This window comes from Halolactibacillus alkaliphilus, assembly GCF_900115465.1.
Lineage (GTDB): Bacteria > Bacillota > Bacilli > Bacillales > Amphibacillaceae > Halolactibacillus > Halolactibacillus alkaliphilus.
Genome location: NZ_FOWN01000036.1, coordinates 1 through 21,180, shown reverse-complemented (window position 1 = coordinate 21,180; position 21,180 = coordinate 1). Strand labels below are relative to the sequence as shown.

Sequence of the window (21,180 nt, the reverse complement as noted above, 5' to 3'; positions counted from 1 at the left end):
CCCTTATTTTTTGGACATGCTAAGAATGATCATTTAATTGTTGCTCAATAACTGCTAGCCGAGCATGGATCTTATCTATATCATCCTTCGTCGCGATATTTAAGTGATGAAGTGTTTTATTTTGTGTCTCTTCACCCTTATCATAATACTTATCAAAGAATTCTTTCGCATCAGCCTTAGTCATTTCGCCTTTATCGACGAGCTGATGAATCACTTTTTCTGCTTGTTCAACACCTGTTTGCGCTAATCCCAAACCAACAGCTAATCCTTTTTTGAATAAATCTTCCACATCACTCACTCCTTATTATAAGTCTAATCAATATTTTCCCTTTTTAAACTAAACTAAACACCAATCAATGGACAGTAATTGATGTGATTCTAAGAACGCATTCGCCTGACTAAATGGTTTACTACCAAAAAATCCGCGATAGCTGGATAGGGGACTTGGATGCGGAGCCGTGAGAATTTTATGTTTCGGATTGATTCGCTTTATCTTCGACTGTGCTGGTTTCCCCCATAATATGTAGACAATTGGTTGATTTTTTTCATTTAAAGCATCAATCACTGTATCTGTCACTTGTTCCCAACCGATGTTTTTGTGTACACCTGGTGACTTTTCTTCTACCGTTAAAATCGTATTAAGCATTAAAACCCCTTGTTTTGCCCAATGTGTTAAATTACCCGATACCGGGAGTTCACAGCCCAAATCGTTTTGTAATTCCTTAAGAATATTTTTTAACGATGGTGGAAGCTTTACACCATCTCGAACAGAAAAAGCTAATCCGTGAGATTGGCCTGGTCCATGATAAGGATCTTGACCTAAAATAACGACTTTCGTATCAGCATAGCATGTTAAATTTAATGCTTGAAATATCTCTTGCTGCGGTGGATAAACGATTGCTTCATCATATCTCTTCTCAAGAAAATCTGTGATTTTCTTGATAGTCTCTTTCTCTAAGCGGGAAGACAATATGTCTTTCCAATCTGTTTCTATCGTATGAAATAATTCCATAATGTTCGTACTTCCTCCATTTCTTAAGTTATTAACGTCACTATTTATAAGTATAGTGTAACATAAGACTTAGCGACGCATCATGGTCCTAGATCATTGCAACAATGACATTTTTCTAATATGAACGGTTTTATTTCTCGAAAAAGGAGCTATCTGTTATAATGGTATGGTTTACTATTTTAGATAATGAAAGGAGCGTATAAAAGATGGATCAACTTGAACAATGGATAATATCAATAAAAGAATCACACCTTTTAATTGCCTCATTTCTTTTCATACTCGTACATGTGATTCGACCAATATTTTTTATCCCTGTTATTCTCATCATAATGACCGGTGGGGTTATTTTCGGGTTTATTCATGGCATGCTACTCTCGATTATCGGCCTTATGCTTTCTAGTTTAATCTTTTACTTCTTGGCAGCAAAATTACCTTGGTTTACAACACGACTAATTAAAATGAAGGTTAGATTATTTGGTGAGGATCGACACATGACGAAACAACACATCATGTTGCTGAGGCTCGTACCCTTTATTCACTATCACTTACTGTCGTTTCTAATATATGAGCAGACAGATGATTTAAAGCAATATAATCATCTTTCTCTATACACAGCTTTACCAATGGCGATTATCTATACTGTGATTGGGCAATCCGTTTCTCAATTTTCACCAAAAGTTATGACGATATTTGTTATTATTATTTTAGCTGTTTCCTATATATTAAGAAAAGATACCCGGCAAAAGATTAAACAATTATTAACATCAACTTAAAGATAAAAACAGAAGACACCGAGGCCTTCTGTTTTTATCTTTATTTATATTTTCTTTTCACTTCCTATGCTATGCCTCGCTTTAAAAACCAACTTTATTTTATTTCCTCTAATAATTGGTAAGCGTCTTCTGTTGATTTAGATTGAATAAGTTTTTCCCTAAAGTTGTCATCCATCAATTTACGCGATAGCAATTGCAGGATTTTCAAATGTTGATCGCCTGCTTGTTCTTTCGGTACAGCAATCATAAAAATCAACTTTGATGATGTGCCATCTAAACTTGACCAATCAACACCCTCTTTACTTATAAAAAAGGCAATTCTCGGTTCAATCACTGCATCAGACTTTCCGTGTGGAATCGCGACGTGCATCCCAATTCCGGTCGTTGATTCACTCTCACGTGCCATAATCGCTTCCTTGAACGATGTATAATCTGTAACAGCACCATCTTTTACTAACGCTTGAATCATCTCATCGATGACCTCATCACGTGTTGATTGTTTACAGTCTACATCAATAAGTTTTTTTGTTGTAAGACTCGTTAAGTTCACAATATCCGCATGGCGTGGTTGTTCTTTCATTGGTGTATCTTGAACCGGTATATTTGCTGCGGCCGGGACTGTCTCTAGTTCAACGTCTTTTTTCAATACGCTTATCATCAGTGCAACGACCACTGCACCAACAGCTATCGCCACAAAGAACATGAAGACATTGTTAACCGCTCCAAGTAAACCAACAATGGGTCCACCGTGAGCTACACGGTTACCAACACCTGATAACATCGCAATAACAGCTCCTACCATCGATCCCACCATAATACTTGGGATAACACGCAATGGATCTTGAGCAGCAAATGGAATCGCACCTTCAGTAATACCAAAGAAGCCCATTGTAAGTGATGCTTTACCTGTTTCGCGTTGCTCAGGCAAGAATTTATTCTTAAACATAAAGGTGGCAAGTCCCATACCAATAGGTGGAATCGCAATCGCAGCGGCAATCGGTCCCATGATTTCATAGTTACCTTCAACAATCATGGCGGAACCAAACATAAAAGCAACCTTATTTACTGGTCCACCCATATCAAAGGAAATCATAGCCCCTAAAATCAGAGCAAGAACAATAGAGCTTGACCCCTGCATACCAGCAAGCCATGTTGTAAGTGACTCAAATACTTGTGCAACTGGCGCGCCAATGAATAAAACAAAGATAAGAGCTACAATAAGTGACGCAGCCAAAGGAATAATAATGATTGGCATAATGGGTTGCATCATTTTTGGTACTTTAATTTTCTTAATCCACAGTGCAGCGTATCCAGCAATAAACCCGGCAATAATTCCACCTAAGAAACCCGCACTTGCTTCTGAATTATAAAAGCTGCCATTAGCAGCAATAAATCCACCAATCATACCAGGTGCTAAACCAGGTTTGTCGGCAATACTGTAGGCAATATAACCCGCTAATATTGGCACCATAAAGCTAAAAGCTGCGCCGCCAATTGCTTCAATTGTTTTCCAAATCGAGTCTTCAGGAATTTGCAATCCCGCCTCTGTTGGCTCTCCTCCAATCGTGAGTGCAAGGGCAATCAACAATCCCCCAACGACGATAAACGGTACCATAAAGGATACGCCGTTCATTAAATGACGATAAATCGGATTTTGTTTACTAGAACTTGTCGTTTGTTCTTCTTTACCCGTACCACGATACGTACTTACATTGTCTTTTTCAAAGCGTTGAATCAGTTCTTCTGGTTTTCTAATCCCATCTTGGACCCCGGTGTTAATCAATCGTTTACCGACAAACCGTGATTTATCAACGGCTTTATCAGCGGCTATAATCACCCCATCTGCTTCTCTAATATCTTGTTCGGTAAGGACATTCTCAGCACCTACGCCTCCTTGTGTTTCTACTTTAATTTCCACACCAAGTTTTGTTGCGGCTTTTTCTAAATTTTCCGCCGCCATATAGGTGTGGGCTATGCCATTCGGACATGATGTAATCGCTACCAACTTCATCATTAAACCCTCCTTGTGATTTGTTCTAACTATAGTATAACGTCCATCTTTTTTATTAACCCTAAAAAAAATTGCCGGGTATCCGGCAATTATAAATTATTTAAAACAGCTTTAATTGTATCTTGGCTAATAATACGGGCTTGCTTATCTGCTTGTTCTGTAAGTAGGCCGAGCTGTTGGTAGATGGCACGGTGCTTATCTTTATCCTCTTGCCTTAAAGCTAAGACAAAGACAAGAGAGACCCACTCCCCTTCCCAATTCATTGGCTGTTTTAACGTCACAAGTGCAATCGTTGATTGCTTAACATAGGCAGGGTCACCGTGCGGAATACTGATTCCTCCTCCTATTGCGGTAGAAGCTTTACGCTCTCGAAGGAGGGCTTGATGTGGGTATTCATGATCGACAACACCTGCTTGGACCATTCGATTTGTCACAAATTCAATTAATTCATAGGGATGTTCAAATATCGGATGAATAAAAACAAAACCTGGATGAATATATGTTTTTAATGACACATGCTTATTATGGTCAACTTGCGATGTCTTCTCTGCCCACATTCGTAAATTCGCTTGATCATCGTCATTTAAAAGTGGTGAGACAACAACACTAGGTGGCACCTTCAGCGCTACTGGTAGAGTAGAAACAATTAAATCGACGGGCTCTTTTTTTATATAGGCCGTCAGTTCACGTTCCTGAAGGGTTGCTTTAATAACTAAAGTTGGAAAAGCTCTAGCTAGGCGCACTTTTAATATCTCGGATACACCAATCCCCATGTGACATACAATAACTACTGAATGCTCTTTTTTCCTATCTTTATCCAGACGCTCAAGTGCTGCCTGAAAATGAAGCGTAAGGTAAGCCACTTCTTCTTCCGGAATAAGGAACCCTAATTGCTCCTCTAATTTTGTCACAATACCGATTAACAAATCAAATAAAAAAGGATATAATTGCTTGATTTCTCTTGTTAATGGATTAGTGACAGGTAAATCGTAGCGCAAACGGTGTAAAGTGGCATAGACATGGACGTAGAGACCTTCTCTTAGATGCTGATCCCTATTAAAATCCATCATCGTTTTTTCAGCTAATAAGTTAATTAACACCTCGGTCAACTGTTCCGCTTGTTTATCACCTTCTAAATTCGTAAAATCCTTTGTTTTTAATGGATACTTCATTTTTGATCCTAAAACATGCATCGCTAAATAGACTATTTCCGACTCTTTTAATGTCACCTTAAATAATGATTCAATCGCTCGTTTTAACTCGAGTATCACCTCATACATTGCCCGGCTCTTCATGTTGATAATGTCTTGGTCTGGGAGCTGAAGATGATGTTGTAATTTAATCCGTTTAACCATGAGTAGAATATGAATAAGCAACCGATTCAAACTCTCATCTGTAAAATAGAGGGTATGTTCTTCACTAAAGCTAACCAATAAATGCTTAAGCGCATGTACCTCATACGCTTGCATATTCTGTTCAATAAGCGCTGGTGTTCCCTCTTCGTGAGGTAAAGATACAAGCGCTCGGCGTTTATTCATCTCATGGCCTATCACCGTTAATCCAATACGAGGTTTTATTGATAACTCAATATCAAAAGCATGCAACCAAACCTTTACTTCTTCTATTTGATGTTTTAATTCCGTTGGTGATAAATAATAATGGCCCCTTAAATCACTCATTGGTATGGAGTCTGTCGCCATCAATAGTTTAAAGCAAAGCATCGTCATTGTTGACGGTAACTTTTCTTCCCTACTTACATGTCCTTGTAAATATGACAACCTCTCAGTTTCGTTATGGACTATGACACGTATTCCTTTACCCGGTTCTCTAAACACACAGAACCACGTTTCACGATCGCTTTCTTCTTCTAAAACCGTAAGGTCATTTCTAATGGTTCGTTCTGAACAGTTCAATACTTCCGCAAGTTTTTTTGTTACATGATATTGCTCTGGGGAAGCGAGTAATAGCCGCAGTAAATCATGTTGGCGTTTATTCATTTTCCCCCTCCTTTCTCCTTCACGCATTACTCAATATCTAGCAGGTTGTATGGAATAGACTTCATGGATTAATTTCTTAACTTAAAAAACGCGACTTCTCATGAGTATGTTTGCCTTAATATACATCCAGTTAATCACGCGTTATACCAATTGTGGGTGCTAACCATGCGGCTGATTGCTCGAGTTGAAAACATAGGCGTAACAATAAATCTTCCCGTCCTTTAGGCGCCATAAATTGACAACCTAATGGTAAGTTTTTTTCACTTAATGCGACGGGTATGCTAATAGCAGGTTGACCGGTTAAATTCGCTAATTGCGTAAAAGGTGTGTAGGTTAAACTCGGTAAAAACATATCGTAAATAAGGGCCAGTTGTGATTTTTTATCCAATTGACTGATATTATCTATTCGGCGCAACATTGACTGCACCGGCACTAATTCCCCGATTTTTGGCGCATGATTCGCATTTGTCGGCGTCAAATATAGATCATACTTTTCATGGAAGTGATGCATCACCTGACTTGCCTGATCCCAGCCATCTAAACTTATACTGTAATCGGCGGCGGTGATATGTTTACCCGTTTCATGTAAGGCATAGGTAAACGGATCTAGTTCATCTTTAGTTATTTGCTTTTTCAACCCATTTTCTAATTGTAAAATGACTTTATTCATTTCACCTGCATTCATCACATAATAATGGTACATTAAATCAACACCATTGATTGATGGTTCTTTTTCTTCAACATCATGGCCAAGTTCGGTTAATGTTTTGACTATTTTAAGTACCGCTTCTTTTGCTTTTGGCGAGACGGGTGTACCGACCGGTGATGCCGTCGTATAGGCAATCTTTAACTTCTGTCTAATCGGATGGTTAACAAGCGCTGTATAATTGTTTTCATACAGTGGGACATGAAAGGCTGCTTCTCGTTGAAATACTTGCAGTTGATCAAGCATTAACGCTGTATCGCGCATCGTTTTGCTTATAACAAAATCAATCGATGCCCCTTGCCACTGGCGCCCCACTCCAGGCCCAACAGGTGTACGGCCTCGTGTTGGTTTTAAACCAATAAGACCTGTAAATCCTGCTGGAATCCTGATCGACCCTCCACCGTCACTCGCTCCCGCTAGTGGTACCATACCTGAAAGAACAGCACTCGCTGCGCCTCCACTTGAACCACCTGAAGAATGATTAATATTCATTGGGTGGCGCGTCGGGCCATAATAAGCTGGTTCTGTTATATTTTTAAGTCCAAATTCCGGCGTATTTGTATGACCGAGCAATTGACAGCCTGTCTGCCTGATTTTTTCAATATAATTGCTATCTCTTGTTTTTATATGATCATTTAATAAAGCTGATCCTGCACTTAAAACTTCTCCTTTAATAGCTTGTGATATGTTTTTCGCAAGAAATGGCACACCATACAAGGGACCTTCACTATTTAAAGATTTCACTTCTTTATCTGCTTGATTAAATCGCGTACGAACAACAGCATTGACGATCGGATTAGCTTCCTCAATTCTAAAACTGCTGACTTCTAACAATTCATTGGCTGATACCTCTTTTTTATCAATGAGCATTTTTAGTCCCATCGCATCAAACATTTTATACTCTTCAAACTTCACCTCATATCATCCTTTCTCACTTTTATAACGCTACTCTTATCTTTTTCTATCATTTGTCTAGCCTCTACTCACCAGTATAACGAAGTTTTTGATAATTTGCCTGATAAATATTGAAAGACCTCTCAATCCAGCACAGGTGTTAGCCAACGCGACTTCTTCTCACAGGTTCATGCACTCAGGCATACCTTAGTAAAAAGAGGAAAGGAGCGTCTATTATGGAAAAGGCACGTGATTGTTCAAAACACGTATCATTAAGTAAAACAAAACGCAAATTACTTGAGTCAATTGCAACAGAAGAAACAGCTCTTGGCCATTTACTTGAAGCCCAAGCAAAGCAATTAGAAGCCGCTCGACAAACTTGTCAAAAAACAGCCCTCACTGAATCAACAACTCAACTCGTTGAAACGGTATTAATGAAAGAATGGTTATTGCTTAGGAAATTAGAACATGTTTTAACAATTGAAGATAAACATCATCGAAAAGAGTCTTCTTGTATATTTGATGAAACTTAATCATATCGCCGCAACCTGATTTTCTTTAAATCATACCTTAATATAGTATCGAAAGGAGGTGATAACATCGTGAGTAATAACGCAAAACAACAAGCCGTTATTTTACAACTGCTTGAATCAATTGCCGAAACAGAGACGTCGCTTGCCTATTTGATTGAAACAGAAGCTGACAAATTACGCACGGCCATCAATCGGATTGAACGCGATGAGACAGGCACTTCTATCGACCCGCTCCTTCACATCAATCACTCCGTAAAAAAAATGCTTGAGACCATTATCAAAAAGGAAATGTTACTCGAATTTGAACTGGATGCATTGTTAGAGCTACTTACCCCCATAGAACCATCCGATTGCCATAAGACCATTGGCTTTATTAGAAATCCAGAAGATACTAATCAGATTTGGTTTATCATTGAATGGCTTGGTACAGAGAACACAACATGGACTTATCGTGTGACGAATGTCCAAGCACCCTTTGAATTAAGTCACTTTAGCTTTTATGTCCCATGTATCAATGAAGAAAACACAAATGGCTTATTTGTCACCAGTTCTACACCAGTTGATATCGAAGTCAGGGAAAATAATTTTTGTCCTGAGGGCGATCCTGCTACCTGTGGCAATCCGAACGGATTTACAGGGATTAAATATGATTATCAATTGGAACAAGGGAAATCAGAAACCTTCACTTTTACTTTAAACCAATTTATTAATCCCGTAGCTATTTGTGTACTCTTTAAATTTGGTACGCTCGCCCGTTGCACAACGATTTGTGGACCATCTTGTTAAGTTAAAGGTTGAGGAGCACACGCTCCTCTTTTTTATTTCAACATGAGGCTTTTAAATAGTCTATTTAGACAGTCCTAATTTTTTACTTTTATATATACATGTTTTTGTATACCTATGTAATGAGAGATTTCCCATCAAACTCCCTCTAAAGCAAGCCTATTAGCTTATCTTTCGTTAAATTCCTTAAAAAAAGTTTCGAATTCAAACTATGATGGTATAACGAGTAATGTAAACAGCGATCGTTTACAACACACTTTGAAAAAGGAGAGGAAAAAAATGAAGAAAATGAAAGGTCTTGTCGTTTTGTCACTCGTCGTCTTACTTATGTCACTCTTACAATTACCGGTTTTTGCATCAGGACATAATGCTATGGTACGTGTCCTCCATGCATCACCAGATGCACCTGCAGTTGATGTGTACGTAAATGGGGAAGTTGCTGTTGAAAATGCTAGCTTCAAAGATATTACAGGTTATTTAGAATTAGAAGCTGGAAGTTATCAAATCGCCATTCATGCGGCAGGATCTGATGAAGCTGTCTACGAACAAGAAGTTGCTGTTGAGGCAGACACACATTATACTGTAGCTGCTGTTGGTTTACTAGAAGACGGCTTCCGCTTAGAAGCTTTTGCTGATGATTTAACTGTTGATGAAGGAAAATCAAACATCCGTGTAGGTCACCTTTCACCGGGAAGTCCAGCCGTTGATGTTGGTTTAATTGGTGGTGACTCACTTGTTGAAGGTGCTGAGTTCTTTGCTGTGACAGATTATTTAACACTTGACCCAGGCACTTACGATTTAGAAATTCGTGCAGCTGGCACAACTGACCAAGTATTAGACTTATCAGGTACTACACTAGAAGCCAATAAAATTTACTCAGCATATGCCGTTGGTGCTGATCCAAGCTCACTCGATATTGTTCTTGTTGTAGATGATGCTGCACAAGCACCTGAGGCAATGCCGCAAACAGGTTTTGAAACAACCACTTCCATGATGATGCCATTACTTGTAGGCTTGTTATCTGTTGGGGCACTTGGTTTATTCATTACAAAGCGTCGTGCGATTAAGCGATAAAATTGTTATTTTAAGTTTAAGCTTCATCATTATCGTTAGTTTTGGGCAAGTTGGGGTGAATGCTTATCAGACACATGCGAATGCCTTTAGTAGAGCAGGAGATGCGCATATGATTGATGGCTTTTCCCCTCGCTTCAAATCGATGAGCCTTTTCCAATCTGACACCCTAGGTGAATCACGTAAAGTGACACTAGAACCTGTCTATTCGGGACCAGTAGGGATCATTCCAACCCATCTATCAATCGATAAAATAGGGGTTGATACCTTTATAGAACAAGTAGGTCATACAGCAAACGGACAAATGGGTGTTCCTGAAAATACCGATCAAGTAGGATGGTATAAACATGGTAAAAAAGCTGGTTCCCAAGGACAAGCCGTATTAGCAGGTCATGTAAATGACCGTCAAGGCCCAAGTGTCTTTTATCGTCTTGATGAACTAGAAAAGGGAGACGTCATAACTGTTACTGATGATGCTGGAGAGATGCGTCAATTCGCCGTTGTAAGTAAAACACGCTATCCTTACGATACTACGGCTATTGATGAAGTATTTGGCCCCACCAGCAAACAGCGCTTAAACTTAATAACATGTATTGGTGAGTTTGATCAAACAGCACGTACACATAGTGAAAGACTTGTTGTCTTTGCTGAACAAATCAATTAATTGTATGTAAAATAAAGAGACGCCTTAAAAGCTATATTTGCTTTTAAGGCGTCTTAATTTGTGTTTCTTTTTTAAACTTTAAAGAAACTATCTAGCTATAGCATTTACTCCTACATCATACCTGGCATGCCGCCCATACCGCTCATATCAGGACCCGCATTTTCATCAGGAATTTCAGCAACAACCGCTTCTGTCGTTAAGAACATTGCCGCAACTGATGCTGCGTTTTGTAATGCTGAGCGCGTTACTTTTGTTGGATCAACAATACCTTCTTCAATCATGTTTACCCATTCATTAGTCGCTGCGTTGTAACCCATACCAATCGCTTCACCTTTAAGGCGTTCAACAATAATAGAACCTTCAAGACCAGCGTTGATCGCAATTTGACGCACAGGTGCTTCAAGTGAACGAAGAACAATGCTTGCGCCTGTTGCTTCATCACCTGTTAACTCAAGTGCTTTAACACTAGTGTATACGTTCATTAAGGCAGTACCACCACCAGCAACAATACCTTCTTCTACAGCAGCACGTGTAGAATTCAAAGCATCTTCAATACGTAATTTACGTTCTTTTAATTCCGTTTCAGTTGCTGCTCCTACTTTAACGACAGCTACGCCACCAGCCAACTTAGCTAAGCGTTCTTGTAATTTTTCACGATCAAATTCAGATGTTGTTTCTTCGATTTGAACGCGGATTTGTTGTACACGTGAACTGATCACTTCCGGATCACCAGCGCCTTCAACAATGGTTGTATTTTCTTTTGTAACAACCACTTTAGATGCACGACCCAATTGTTCAATCGTTGTACTCTTAAGATCTAAACCTAAGTCTTCTGTGATGACTTCTGCACCAGTTAATGTTGCGATATCTTCTAACATAGCTTTACGTCGATCGCCAAAGCCTGGTGCTTTAACCGCAACGGCATTAAATGTACCACGTAACTTATTTACAACAAGTGTTGCTAGAGCTTCCCCTTCAACATCCTCAGAAATAAGTAACAATGGTTTGCCTTGTTGAACAACTTGTTCTAAGACAGGCAACACATCTTGAATTGTATTAATTTTCTTATCCGTCACTAAAATATAAGGATCATCTAAGACAGCTTCCATCTTGTCTTGATCTGATACCATGTATGGTGATTGATAGCCACGATCAAATTGCATACCTTCAACGACTTCTAATTCAGTTGAAAATCCTTTAGATTCTTCAATCGTAATAACACCATCATTACCTACACGTTCCATTGCTTCAGCGATTAATTGACCTACTTCTTCATCCGCCGCTGAAATAGACGCTACTTGAGCGATTGAATCTTTACCTTCAATAGGTTTAGAAATCGCTTGTAATTCTTCAACAGCTACTTTAACTGCTTTTTCAATACCACGACGAACGCCTACTGGATTAGCACCGGATGCAACGTTCTTTAGTCCTTCTTGAATCATCGCTTGAGCAAGCACTGTAGCTGTCGTTGTACCATCACCAGCAACATCATTTGTTTGTGATGCTACTTCTTGAACAAGTTGCGCTCCCATATTTTCAAACTTATCTTCTAATTCAATTTCCTTAGCGATGGTTACACCATCGTTTGTAATAAGTGGTGCACCAAATTTCTTGTCTAATACGACGTTACGTCCTTTTGGTCCAAGTGTTACTTTGACAGCATTTGCTAATGTATCAACTCCACGTAGCATTGAGCGACGTGCGTCTTCACTAAATTTAATTTCTTTTGCCATTGTATAATTCCTCCCTAACTTATTATAAATAGTTTTCTTCTTAATTAACCAATGATCGCTAAAATATCATCTTCGCGTAAAATTAGATAATCTTTGCCTTCATGCTTCAATTCAGTTCCTGCATATTTTTGGAAGACAACCTTATCCTCTTCTTTTACATCTAATGCGATAACACTACCATTGTCAGCAACACGACCTTTACCGACAGCAACAACACGACCTTGTTGCGGTTTTTCTTTAGCTGAGTCAGGTACAATAATACCGCTCGCTGTTTTTTCTTCTTCTACACGTTCAATAATGACACGATCTCCTAATGGTTTAAGCATTTAGAAATCCTCCTCCATTTATTAAAAAAGTAATGTTAGTTAATTTTAGCACTCGACAAGATAGAGTGCTAACACAATTATTATATTAATGAATTTAATGATTTTTTTCAAGTGTTCTGATTCATTTTTTTATAATTTTTTTGTTTCAATTGACTTGAGTTAAGCTAAACACAAAAGTGTGGTAAAATACGTATATTGGTCTTAAGAAGGAGTGAATAAATATGCCAAAGCGTTACATCGGAATTATCATAACGTATATTCTCGCACAGTTTTCTGCTTTTGCCGTAATACTCGTTGCACAGCTGCAAAATTTCAGTGCAGGATTTACTCAACAATTACTGATTTATTGGCAAGTAGGCAGCTTTATTATTGCCCTTATTGTGTCGTTATTTTTATTAAGACGAGAGCGTGAATTACCTAGAGATCCCGACAGCGTCGATCTCCCGCTGACAATTATTTGGTCTATTGCCGGCGTCTTTCTAGCTTTCTTTGGTCAAGTAGTAGCCAATGTCATACAACAATTATTATTTAATGTGACTGAGCAATCGCAAAATACATTGGAAATTATGGCAATCGCTTTTAATTATCCCGTATTCATTATTGTCGTCAGTGTGATTGGACCTATTTTAGAAGAACTTGTCTTTAGAAAGGTCATCTTTGGTGAGCTCAATAAACGTACCAATTTTTTAATTGCGGCTCTTATTTCTTCTTTAATCTTTGCCGTTGTCCATACAGACTTTACACATTTACTCGTTTATTTTATGATGGGACTCGTGTTCAGTTTTCTTTACGTTCAAACAAAACGAATCATTGTGCCTATTTTCGCGCACGTGGCTATGAATAGCATTGTTGTCATGGTTCAATTCGCATACCAATCGCCAGAACTTCAAGAGCTATTAGAACAGTTTGAGCAATTACAGATTATTATATTTGGGGGGTAATATCATGCGCGTGTCTCCACTCATGCATGCTTATTTATATTTTTTAATCGGGATATTATTCGTCTATTTTGCTTTTGAAGCAATAGATGAGACGGTACTTAATCCACTTACTATCTTCTTAACAATTTTAGCAACGCTAGATTTTGGCGCGAGTTATCGACTTTTTAAATTACATCTTAAAATTAAACAAAAGAAAAATCAAAAATAATTCACTGTGAAGAGTGGCCATTACATTAAGACCAAGGTCGCTTCAAGCTGTCTATAAACTTATGAAGTAAGCGAAACTAAGTCATCGGGATAAGTTGTAACAGTATGGGTAATTAAAAAGAGGAAAAGCTAGCAGTAACTGGCTTTTCCTCTTTTACTTGGGGTTCTTTAAACAAGCACTTTCCTTCAATTTCTTATTTACGTTCATCTGAACGTGTTAATCATTTGGATAATGCTTCATAAAATATATAAGTGATTGTAATTCTACAGATAAATCAATATGATGCACTCGAACATTGTCTGGCACCGTAATACGTGCAGGTGTGAAATTAAGAATGCCTGTAATACCTGAGGCAACTAACCGTTCCGCTATGTTTTGTGCAACAGCACCTGGCACAGTCAAAATAGCCGCCTGTACATCTGTTAAATGGTCTTCCATTTCATCAATAGAGTAAATCTTTACTCCACCGGCCTCAGTACCTATTTTATTTGGGTCAAGATCAAAAGCCATTTCAATTTTCGTGTTATTGTTCTTAGTAAAGTTATAGTGTAAGAAAGCTGTACCTAAATTACCTACACCAATTAACGCCACTTTGGTTGTTTCATCTTGATCAAGCGTTTTTCTAAAGAAACCGAGTAAATATTCTACATTGTATCCATAACCTTTTTTTCCAAGCGCACCAAAATAGGAAAAATCACGTCGAATCGTTGCTGAATCAACTTTTACTGCTTCACTTAATTCTTTTGAAGATACACGGGACTTACCTTGTAAATGTAAATTATTTAAAAAGCGATAGTACAGTGGTAACCGCTTAGCAGTTGCCTGTGGAATTTTGTTTTGTGATGCCATTGTCATTCTCCTCTTTTAATAAAAATAGCCGATTTTACTTTATACATAAATCACCAAATAATTATTATTATCTCTCTAATCCTTATCCTTAGTGTACCAAAAAAATGAGACCTTGTCTTTTTTTCTGAATACGACATCTAGTATAAACAATTATATCACAAAGCCCCACTAATTTGCTTGCAACATCTCATCTGAGTGCGATACACTAGTTTAGATGAGGTGAAATAAATGATATTAATGCAAATAAATCAATTAGTGAAGCGCTTTGGTGCGGATATTATTTTAGACAACATAAAACTAGAAATTCAAACAGATGACCGCGTCGCTATTGTGGGGCGCAACGGAGCTGGAAAATCTACCTTACTAAAAATTATGGCTGGAGAGATGTCTTACGATGAAGGGGACATTCACCGGGCTAAAGAAGTCTCTCTTGGTTATTTATCTCAACATACAGGACTAGAATCAACAGAAACCATATATAATGAGATGTTAACCGTATTTGATTCACTCATAAAGGAAGAACAAGCATTACGGCAGATGGAATACAAAATGGGGGAACCCAACCTCATTAATGACCCACCAAAATACCAACAATTGTTAAATCAATACGATCAAAGACAAATTGATTTTAAACAAAATGGGGGCTATCAATACCAATCAGACATAAGAAGTGTGTTGCATGGGATGAACTTTTATGAGAAAGATTTTGACACTTCTATTCATACTTTAAGTGGTGGACAAAAAACTCGTCTTGCTTTAGCCAAACTTTTATTACAAAAACCTGACGTACTTATTTTAGATGAGCCAACTAACCATTTAGATATCGAGACCTTGACATGGTTAGAGAACTTTTTGAATAACTACCCTGGCGCTATTGTCATTGTATCCCATGACCGTTACTTCTTAGATAAAACCGTTAACACGGTTTATGAACTCTCAAGACATCATTCAAAGAAATATCATGGTAATTATTCTTATTACTTAGATCAAAAGGCAAAAGATTTCGAGCAGGAACTTAAACAGTTTGATAAACAACAATCTGAAATTAAGAAATTAGAAGACTTTGTTCAAAAAAACCTTGCACGGGCGTCAACAACAAAACGTGCTCAAAGTCGACGAAAACAGCTAGAAAAAATGGATAAGATGACATCACCTAAAGGTGATGAAAAAAGCGCCTCATTTTCTTTTGATATAAACAGACGGAGTGGTAATGATGTTTTAAAAGTCGATGACGTTCAGTTTAGTTATCCGGATGAAATAGCACCCGTCTTTGAACACCTCTCATTCCATGTTAACCGTGGGGACCGTATTGCACTAGTTGGTCCAAATGGTGTTGGTAAGACAACGCTTTTGAAAATAATTGTAGGTAAACTTCAAGCGACTGCTGGTGAGATTATTTATGGTGCTAAATTAGATATTGGCTATTACGACCAGGAACAAACGGCATTAAACCCACAGAAATCGGTTTTAAATGAGCTTTGGGATGATTACCCTATGATGAATGAGAAAGATATTCGAACAATTCTCGGTAATTTTTTATTTAGTGGTGATGATGTGCTTAAACCCGTACATGCCTTGAGTGGTGGAGAAAAAGCACGATTGTCGCTGTCAAAATTGATGATGGAAAAAGCGAATGTTCTTATTCTTGATGAACCTACTAACCACTTAGATTTAGACAGTAAAGAAATTCTTGAAGCAGCCTTACTAGACTACCCAGGGACAATTATCTTTGTCTCACACGATCGTTACTTCATTAATGAAATTGCTACAACGATTGTTGAACAGTCCAAACATGGCTCAACTGTCTATCTTGGCGATTATGATTATTATGTAGAGAAAAAACGTGAAATGGAAGAAATCGATGCTCTGTCTAATAACGTTACTTCAGAGGTTATGACTAAAGAGAAAACAAATTTTGAAGAAGATAAACAAAAAAAACAGCAAGAACGAAAAAGGCTGCGTCGTATTGAGGAAATTGAGCTGCTAATCAGTGATCACGAACGCCAAATAGAGGAAAATGACCAACTTTTATGTGAGCCAGCCATATTCCAAGACCATGAGAAGTCTTTGACGTTGACAGAAGAAAATAATACGCTCACAGCGTTAATTGAGCAGTTAATGATTGAATGGGAGACCCTCCATCAAGAATAGAAAAAAACAGCTCTTCTCTATTAAGCACATAACAGAGCGGAGCTGTTTTCTATTCGCAAAAAGTTATCCACACAAAAAACCTACTGGAGTCATCATTTCAATGCACTTACACACATTATCCACAGTCCACATTGATGTTATCCACTTTTTTTGTGCACAACTAAAGCGTTATCATCATAGCATTAAGCTTAGTTACCCACAGTTGTATTTTATCTGTGGGTAACTTTTATTAACGTTTACCATATTGTTCTAAATCCAAGCCGGGATTTGCATTTAATTCCAGTCCACTGAATGCTCCTTTTTTATAGTCATTAAATGCTGCAGCACCAATCATTGCGGCATTATCTGTGCATAATGATAGGGGTGGAACCGATAAGTTCACATCTTCGTCTTTAAACCTTGCGCCAAGCGCTTCTCTTAAGCGGCTATTCGCTGCGACTCCACCGGCTACAACTACATGCTTTACTTGATAATCTTTACTTGCTCGATATGTTTTTTCAACAAGTACTTCTACAACACTTTCTTGAAAACTACATGCAATATCTTCTTTTTTTAAGCTCTCGCCTTTTTGTTTTGCATTGTGCACCGTATTGATTACAGCTGATTTTAAACCACTAAAACTAAAATCGTAACTCTCTTCCTCTAAATAAATTCTCGGAAAATGAAGCGTATCTTCACCTTGTTTCGCTAAGCGATCCACATGTGGGCCGCCAGGATAAGGAATTCCAAGAACTCGAGCTACCTTATCATAGGCTTCACCACAAGCATCATCACGCGTTTCACCTATGACTTCATAATCACCATGTTCTCTCATTAAGACTAACTCCGTGTGGCCACCAGAAACAACTAGACAAAGAAGGGGGAATTGAAATGATTCAATCAGTTGATTGGCATAGATGTGTCCAGCAATATGATGGACACCAATTAATGGTAATTGATGACTAAAGGCTAATGCTTTTGCGGTAGCCACTCCAACGAGTAATGCTCCAACCAGACCAGGTCCTTCTGTCACAGCCACTGCATCAATATCTTTCATTGAGAGTGAGGCTTTTTGCAACGTATCTTCTAAAACTTGTGTCATTTGTTCGACATGGTGTCTTGAGGCAATCTCAGGAACAACACCACCAAAGCGTTTATGACTATCAATTTGTGTCGCAACGACTTCACTAATAATTCTTTTACCATCTTGAATAATAGCTGCAGCCGTTTCATCACAACTTGTTTCAATTGCTAAAATATTTACTGAATTTGCGTTTTTCATAATTCCACCCACATCACAATGGCATCTTCATTATTATCGGTATAATACCGTTTTCTAATGCCAGCTTTTTTTAAACCAAATGATTCATATAATGTCTGGGCAGGTGTATTTGTTTCACGTACCTCTAATGACATGATTCGCCCACCCTGCAACAACGCTTTGTTAATTAAATACTGAAATAACATCTTCCCATAACCCATTTTTCGTTTACTCGGTAATACAGCAAAATTGGTCACTTGTACTTCATCGAAAATCATCCATGCACCAATAAAACCTAAGATTTCCTTATTTGACTCAATCACATAGTAGTGCGCAAATTTGTTATCACTTATTTCTTTTTTATAGACCTCTTTTGACCACGGTGTTGCAAACGAAGCCTCTTCAATCACTTCTACACGATCTAAATCTTCTATTACCATAGGTCGAATATTAACGCTCATTGTCACTTTTCCTTTTTGCTTCTAGCCACTTTGCTTCTGCCTCTACCATACGTAAATAATTAGGTACTAGCAAATGCGGATCGGTTGGCGCCATATCCTTACCATATTCAGCCAATAACCCTGCCCGTATTAATTGATGTCCAGGCCCGCCAAAATTTGCGCTTTCTCCTAAGCGCTCGTGAATAAGCGATTGAAAATGGGCTGCATCCGGACTTATAAAGGTAATGGGCTCGTCATATTGCGCTAACTTTTCTATCCACTGGTCTATGTGTATATTCATTTCTGGCAGGACACTTTTACCTTCTTTATCATACAGTCCAGCATAAACTAAGCCTCGCCGTGCATCAAGAAAGCTACACACGTACCCCTCACTCATTATTGCTGATAAGCAGAGAGCTTTTAAGCTTGATACGCCAACCACAGGGATATTTAATGTCCAGGCCATCGTCTTCGCGGTAGATAAAGCAATTCGAATGCCTGTATATGAACCTGGGCCTATACCCACAATTATTTTAGTTAACTGCTCTGGTTTTACCTTAGCTTCTTTCATAATCCGATCAATGGCCGGCATTAAGCGTGTAGAATGTTTATTTTTGTTTTTCGAACTGTACTCTTCAATAATTTCTTTACCGTCATGTAAACTGACCGTAAGAACATCTGTTGACGTATCCATAGCTAAAATCATACGTGAGGGATCTCCTTTATGACATAATCAAAATACTTGCCTATTGCTTTAAGTGTAATTAACCGTTCATCACTGTCATCAATTTTTTTAATAACAATATCGAGTCGTTCTTTCGGTAAAAATGATTGAATAAATTGCGGCCATTCAACAACGGTCACACCATCACCATAAAAGTAGTCATCAAACCCAATATCTTCTTCCTCATCTTCTAATCGATAGGCATCAATATGATACAATGGTTTTTCACCTTGATAAACTTTTACTATAGTAAATGTTGGGCTATTAATCGTGCGCTTAACGCCAAGACCGATACCTAAACCTTTCGTGAAAGTTGTTTTACCAGCCCCTAAATCTCCACTTAAGGTTAGACAATCATTTCGTCTGAGAAGTTTGGCGATTTTTTCTGCTAGTCGTTTTGTTTCATCTGCTGTATACACGTGATATGTTTTTTCTGTCATTTACTTCACCTAATTTTTATGGGTATAACCCGATTTTTTTAATGGTTTTAGTGTACCTTGTTTAGATAGTAAGACGTGAGCATTTGTTTTTTCATCATCTATTACAGTCCCTATTTTAGAAAGTTTTATCTGATGCTTTTTCGCAGCTTCTAAGACGTAGGGAAAGTCTTTAATAGGTACCGTACCTATTAGCTCAAAGTCTTCCCCACCATTATACTTATAGTCAGTGACCTTGTCCTCATCTAGTTCCTCTAATCGCTCATGTATTGGAATCATGTCATCGTCTAATATTAAGGTTACATGCGACGCTTTCGCTATCTCCGCAGCTTCACTTGAAATACCATCACTTACATCATTTAATGCCACGCGTTTTAAGCTGGAAAGTTCACGAGCAAAATGTATTCTTGGTGTTGGTTGTTGATGTCGCCCTATAAAATAAGCCTGATCCTCACTTAGCGTCTCTTCATTTAAGAGTAATGCAAGACCTAAACGACTATCACCTAGTGTACCAGTAACAAAGACAACATCCCCTGGTTTTGCATGGCTTCTTAAGCGGGCACGATTTTTTTCAACCGTTCCAAAAATTGTTACAGTAACAACAAGTTGGTCACCAATGACCGTATCCCCGCCAATTAAGTCGATATGATAGTCTCTAGCTAGTGTATCCATTCCTTGATATATTTCCTTTAATTCATCATTAGAATAGTCTTTAGGTACAACAAGCGAAATCATATATGCTGTTGGTAATCCACCCATTGCAGCCATATCGCTTAAATTAGCTGCAAGTGTCCGGTACCCAACATAAAAAGGTGGCACCGTGTCTTTAGAGAAATGAATACCATCTACCATCGTATCCACTGCAGTGACAATATCATGATAGGGATGTCTCATGATAGCAGCATCATCGCCAATACCTTTCACAACACTTCCCTGTCTATAATAGTCTTGTGTAATTGAATCAATAAATTTAAATTCATCCATTTGTTATCGACTCCTGACTATGTTATTTACTATACCCATCATAGCAAATTACGTAAGAGAAATCGAAGATTTCTTAATTTTTCATTTAACTCATTTTAAAAAAGACATTAAAAAAACCATATCATTATTCACTAGTGAATAAGATACAGTTACCTTTTAAAAAAATGGCGGTCCGGACGGGACTCGAACCCGCGACCTCCTGCGTGACAGGCAGGCATTCTAACCAACTGAACTACCGGACCATATTTGGTTGCGGGGATAGGATTTGAACCTATGACCTTCGGGTTATGAGCCCGACGAGCTACCAGACTGCTCCACCCCGCGACGATATGAATATATTAATTATACATGATACTTTGCCTTTTGGCAAGGCTTAGCGACGTCCTACTCTCGCGGGGCTTAAGCCCAACTACCATCGGCGCTGAAGAACTTAACTGCTGTGTTCGGCATGGGAACAGGTGTGACCTCTTCGCTATCGTCACTAAACCATATAGGGTTATACCCTGAAAACTAGATAAGAAGTAAACAATCATCAAACAAAAATTTAGTTAAGTCCTCGATCGATTAGTATTCGTCAGCTACACATGTCACCATGCTTCCACCTCGAACCTATCTACCTCATCGTCTCTGAGGGATCTTACTCTTTACAGATGGGAAGTCTCATCTTGAGGGGGGCTTCATGCTTAGATGCTTTCAGCACTTA

General features: G+C 38.3%; 21 protein-coding genes, 2 tRNA genes and 2 rRNA genes. 8 read left to right on the top strand and 17 right to left on the bottom strand.

The window, feature by feature from the left end; all coding sequences use genetic code 11:
* Positions 1-19: 19 nt before the first annotated feature.
* A complete protein-coding gene (locus BM163_RS11985; protein WP_089803429.1) occupies positions 20-289 on the bottom strand; it encodes a phasin family protein in 270 nt (89 codons plus the stop codon).
* 48 nt (positions 290-337) lie between these two features.
* Entirely contained in the window at positions 338-1,012 is a 675-nt protein-coding gene (locus tag BM163_RS11980; protein ID WP_089803428.1) for a uracil-DNA glycosylase, read from the bottom strand.
* A gap of 206 nt (positions 1,013-1,218) precedes the next feature.
* Between BM163_RS11980 and BM163_RS11975 the strand changes: the two genes are divergently transcribed.
* Positions 1,219-1,785 carry a TVP38/TMEM64 family protein gene (locus BM163_RS11975; RefSeq protein ID WP_089803427.1) on the top strand — a complete coding sequence of 189 codons (567 nt, stop codon included), beginning with the start codon at positions 1,219-1,221 and terminating at the stop codon, positions 1,783-1,785.
* Positions 1,786-1,879: 94 nt separating this feature from the next.
* On the opposite strand, the gene BM163_RS11970 is transcribed toward BM163_RS11975, so the two are convergent.
* The 3 genes from BM163_RS11970 to BM163_RS11960 form a co-directional block, all read right to left on the bottom strand.
* Positions 1,880-3,796 (bottom strand): PTS fructose transporter subunit IIABC, encoded by a 1,917-nt coding sequence (locus BM163_RS11970; protein WP_089803426.1) that lies wholly within the window; start codon positions 3,794-3,796, stop codon positions 1,880-1,882.
* Positions 3,797-3,885: 89 nt separating this feature from the next.
* Positions 3,886-5,793 carry a BglG family transcription antiterminator gene (locus BM163_RS11965; protein WP_170243733.1) on the bottom strand — a complete coding sequence of 636 codons (1,908 nt, stop codon included), beginning with the start codon at positions 5,791-5,793 and terminating at the stop codon, positions 3,886-3,888.
* Between the two features lie 130 nt (positions 5,794-5,923).
* On the bottom strand, positions 5,924-7,414 hold the full coding sequence (locus BM163_RS11960; protein ID WP_229675574.1) for an amidase family protein: 1,491 nt from the start codon (positions 7,412-7,414) through the stop codon (positions 5,924-5,926).
* A 215-nt stretch (positions 7,415-7,629) separates the two neighbouring features.
* On the opposite strand from BM163_RS11960, the gene BM163_RS11955 reads away from it, so the two are divergent.
* From BM163_RS11955 to BM163_RS11940, 4 genes are all read left to right on the top strand, one after another.
* Positions 7,630-7,926 carry an alpha-helical endospore appendage domain-containing protein gene (locus BM163_RS11955; protein WP_089803424.1) on the top strand — a complete coding sequence of 99 codons (297 nt, stop codon included), beginning with the start codon at positions 7,630-7,632 and terminating at the stop codon, positions 7,924-7,926.
* A gap of 69 nt (positions 7,927-7,995) precedes the next feature.
* The gene (locus BM163_RS11950; RefSeq protein ID WP_089803423.1) at positions 7,996-8,712 is read left to right on the top strand and encodes an alpha-helical endospore appendage domain-containing protein; all 717 of its coding nucleotides are present in this window, start codon (positions 7,996-7,998) and stop codon (positions 8,710-8,712) included.
* 276 nt (positions 8,713-8,988) lie between these two features.
* Entirely contained in the window at positions 8,989-9,783 is a 795-nt protein-coding gene (locus tag BM163_RS11945) for a DUF4397 domain-containing protein (protein WP_089803422.1), read from the top strand.
* On the top strand, positions 9,743-10,444 hold the full coding sequence (locus tag BM163_RS11940; RefSeq protein WP_146876971.1) for a class F sortase: 702 nt from the start codon (positions 9,743-9,745) through the stop codon (positions 10,442-10,444). The genes BM163_RS11945 and BM163_RS11940 overlap by 41 nt, the downstream gene beginning before the upstream one ends.
* Before the next feature lie 110 nt (positions 10,445-10,554).
* Here BM163_RS11940 and groL read toward each other — a convergent pair whose 3' ends face one another.
* Together groL and groES are read right to left on the bottom strand one after the other, a co-directional pair.
* Positions 10,555-12,177 carry a chaperonin GroEL gene (gene groL / locus BM163_RS11935; RefSeq protein WP_089803420.1) on the bottom strand — a complete coding sequence of 541 codons (1,623 nt, stop codon included), beginning with the start codon at positions 12,175-12,177 and terminating at the stop codon, positions 10,555-10,557.
* Between the two features lie 44 nt (positions 12,178-12,221).
* On the bottom strand, positions 12,222-12,503 hold the full coding sequence (gene groES / locus BM163_RS11930) for a co-chaperone GroES (protein WP_089803419.1): 282 nt from the start codon (positions 12,501-12,503) through the stop codon (positions 12,222-12,224).
* 221 nt (positions 12,504-12,724) lie between these two features.
* Between groES and BM163_RS11925 the strand changes: the two genes are divergently transcribed.
* The gene (locus BM163_RS11925; RefSeq protein WP_089803418.1) at positions 12,725-13,444 is read left to right on the top strand and encodes a CPBP family intramembrane glutamic endopeptidase; all 720 of its coding nucleotides are present in this window, start codon (positions 12,725-12,727) and stop codon (positions 13,442-13,444) included.
* 4 nt (positions 13,445-13,448) lie between these two features.
* Positions 13,449-13,652: a YdiK family protein gene (locus tag BM163_RS11920; protein ID WP_174787634.1), complete on the top strand. Its 204-nt coding sequence runs from the start codon at positions 13,449-13,451 to the stop codon at positions 13,650-13,652.
* Between the two features lie 216 nt (positions 13,653-13,868).
* On the opposite strand, the gene BM163_RS11915 is transcribed toward BM163_RS11920, so the two are convergent.
* The gene (locus tag BM163_RS11915) at positions 13,869-14,501 is read right to left on the bottom strand and encodes a redox-sensing transcriptional repressor Rex (protein WP_089803417.1); all 633 of its coding nucleotides are present in this window, start codon (positions 14,499-14,501) and stop codon (positions 13,869-13,871) included.
* 228 nt (positions 14,502-14,729) lie between these two features.
* Between BM163_RS11915 and BM163_RS11910 the strand changes: the two genes are divergently transcribed.
* Positions 14,730-16,652, top strand: a complete 1,923-nt coding sequence (locus tag BM163_RS11910) for an ABC-F family ATP-binding cassette domain-containing protein (RefSeq protein WP_089803416.1) — start codon at positions 14,730-14,732, stop codon at positions 16,650-16,652.
* A 229-nt stretch (positions 16,653-16,881) separates the two neighbouring features.
* Here BM163_RS11910 and tsaD read toward each other — a convergent pair whose 3' ends face one another.
* The 9 genes from tsaD to BM163_RS11865 form a co-directional block, all read right to left on the bottom strand.
* Positions 16,882-17,913: a tRNA (adenosine(37)-N6)-threonylcarbamoyltransferase complex transferase subunit TsaD gene (gene tsaD / locus BM163_RS11905; protein WP_089803415.1), complete on the bottom strand. Its 1,032-nt coding sequence runs from the start codon at positions 17,911-17,913 to the stop codon at positions 16,882-16,884.
* A complete protein-coding gene (rimI, locus tag BM163_RS11900) occupies positions 17,910-18,353 on the bottom strand; it encodes a ribosomal protein S18-alanine N-acetyltransferase (RefSeq protein ID WP_089803414.1) in 444 nt (147 codons plus the stop codon). The genes tsaD and rimI overlap by 4 nt, the downstream gene beginning before the upstream one ends.
* On the bottom strand, positions 18,343-19,038 hold the full coding sequence (gene tsaB / locus BM163_RS11895) for a tRNA (adenosine(37)-N6)-threonylcarbamoyltransferase complex dimerization subunit type 1 TsaB (RefSeq protein ID WP_089803413.1): 696 nt from the start codon (positions 19,036-19,038) through the stop codon (positions 18,343-18,345). The genes rimI and tsaB overlap by 11 nt, the downstream gene beginning before the upstream one ends.
* Entirely contained in the window at positions 19,035-19,496 is a 462-nt protein-coding gene (tsaE, locus tag BM163_RS11890; protein WP_089803412.1) for a tRNA (adenosine(37)-N6)-threonylcarbamoyltransferase complex ATPase subunit type 1 TsaE, read from the bottom strand. The genes tsaB and tsaE overlap by 4 nt, the downstream gene beginning before the upstream one ends.
* 9 nt (positions 19,497-19,505) lie before the next feature.
* Entirely contained in the window at positions 19,506-20,477 is a 972-nt protein-coding gene (thiL, locus tag BM163_RS11885; protein WP_089803411.1) for a thiamine-phosphate kinase, read from the bottom strand.
* A gap of 165 nt (positions 20,478-20,642) precedes the next feature.
* A tRNA-Asp gene (locus BM163_RS11880) sits at positions 20,643-20,719 on the bottom strand.
* Between the two features lie 5 nt (positions 20,720-20,724).
* Positions 20,725-20,801 (bottom strand) — tRNA-Met (locus BM163_RS11875).
* 47 nt (positions 20,802-20,848) lie between these two features.
* Positions 20,849-20,963: ribosomal RNA gene (gene rrf / locus BM163_RS11870) — 5S ribosomal RNA — on the bottom strand.
* A 58-nt stretch (positions 20,964-21,021) separates the two neighbouring features.
* Positions 21,022-21,180: ribosomal RNA gene (locus BM163_RS11865) — 23S ribosomal RNA — on the bottom strand; the annotation flags it as partial.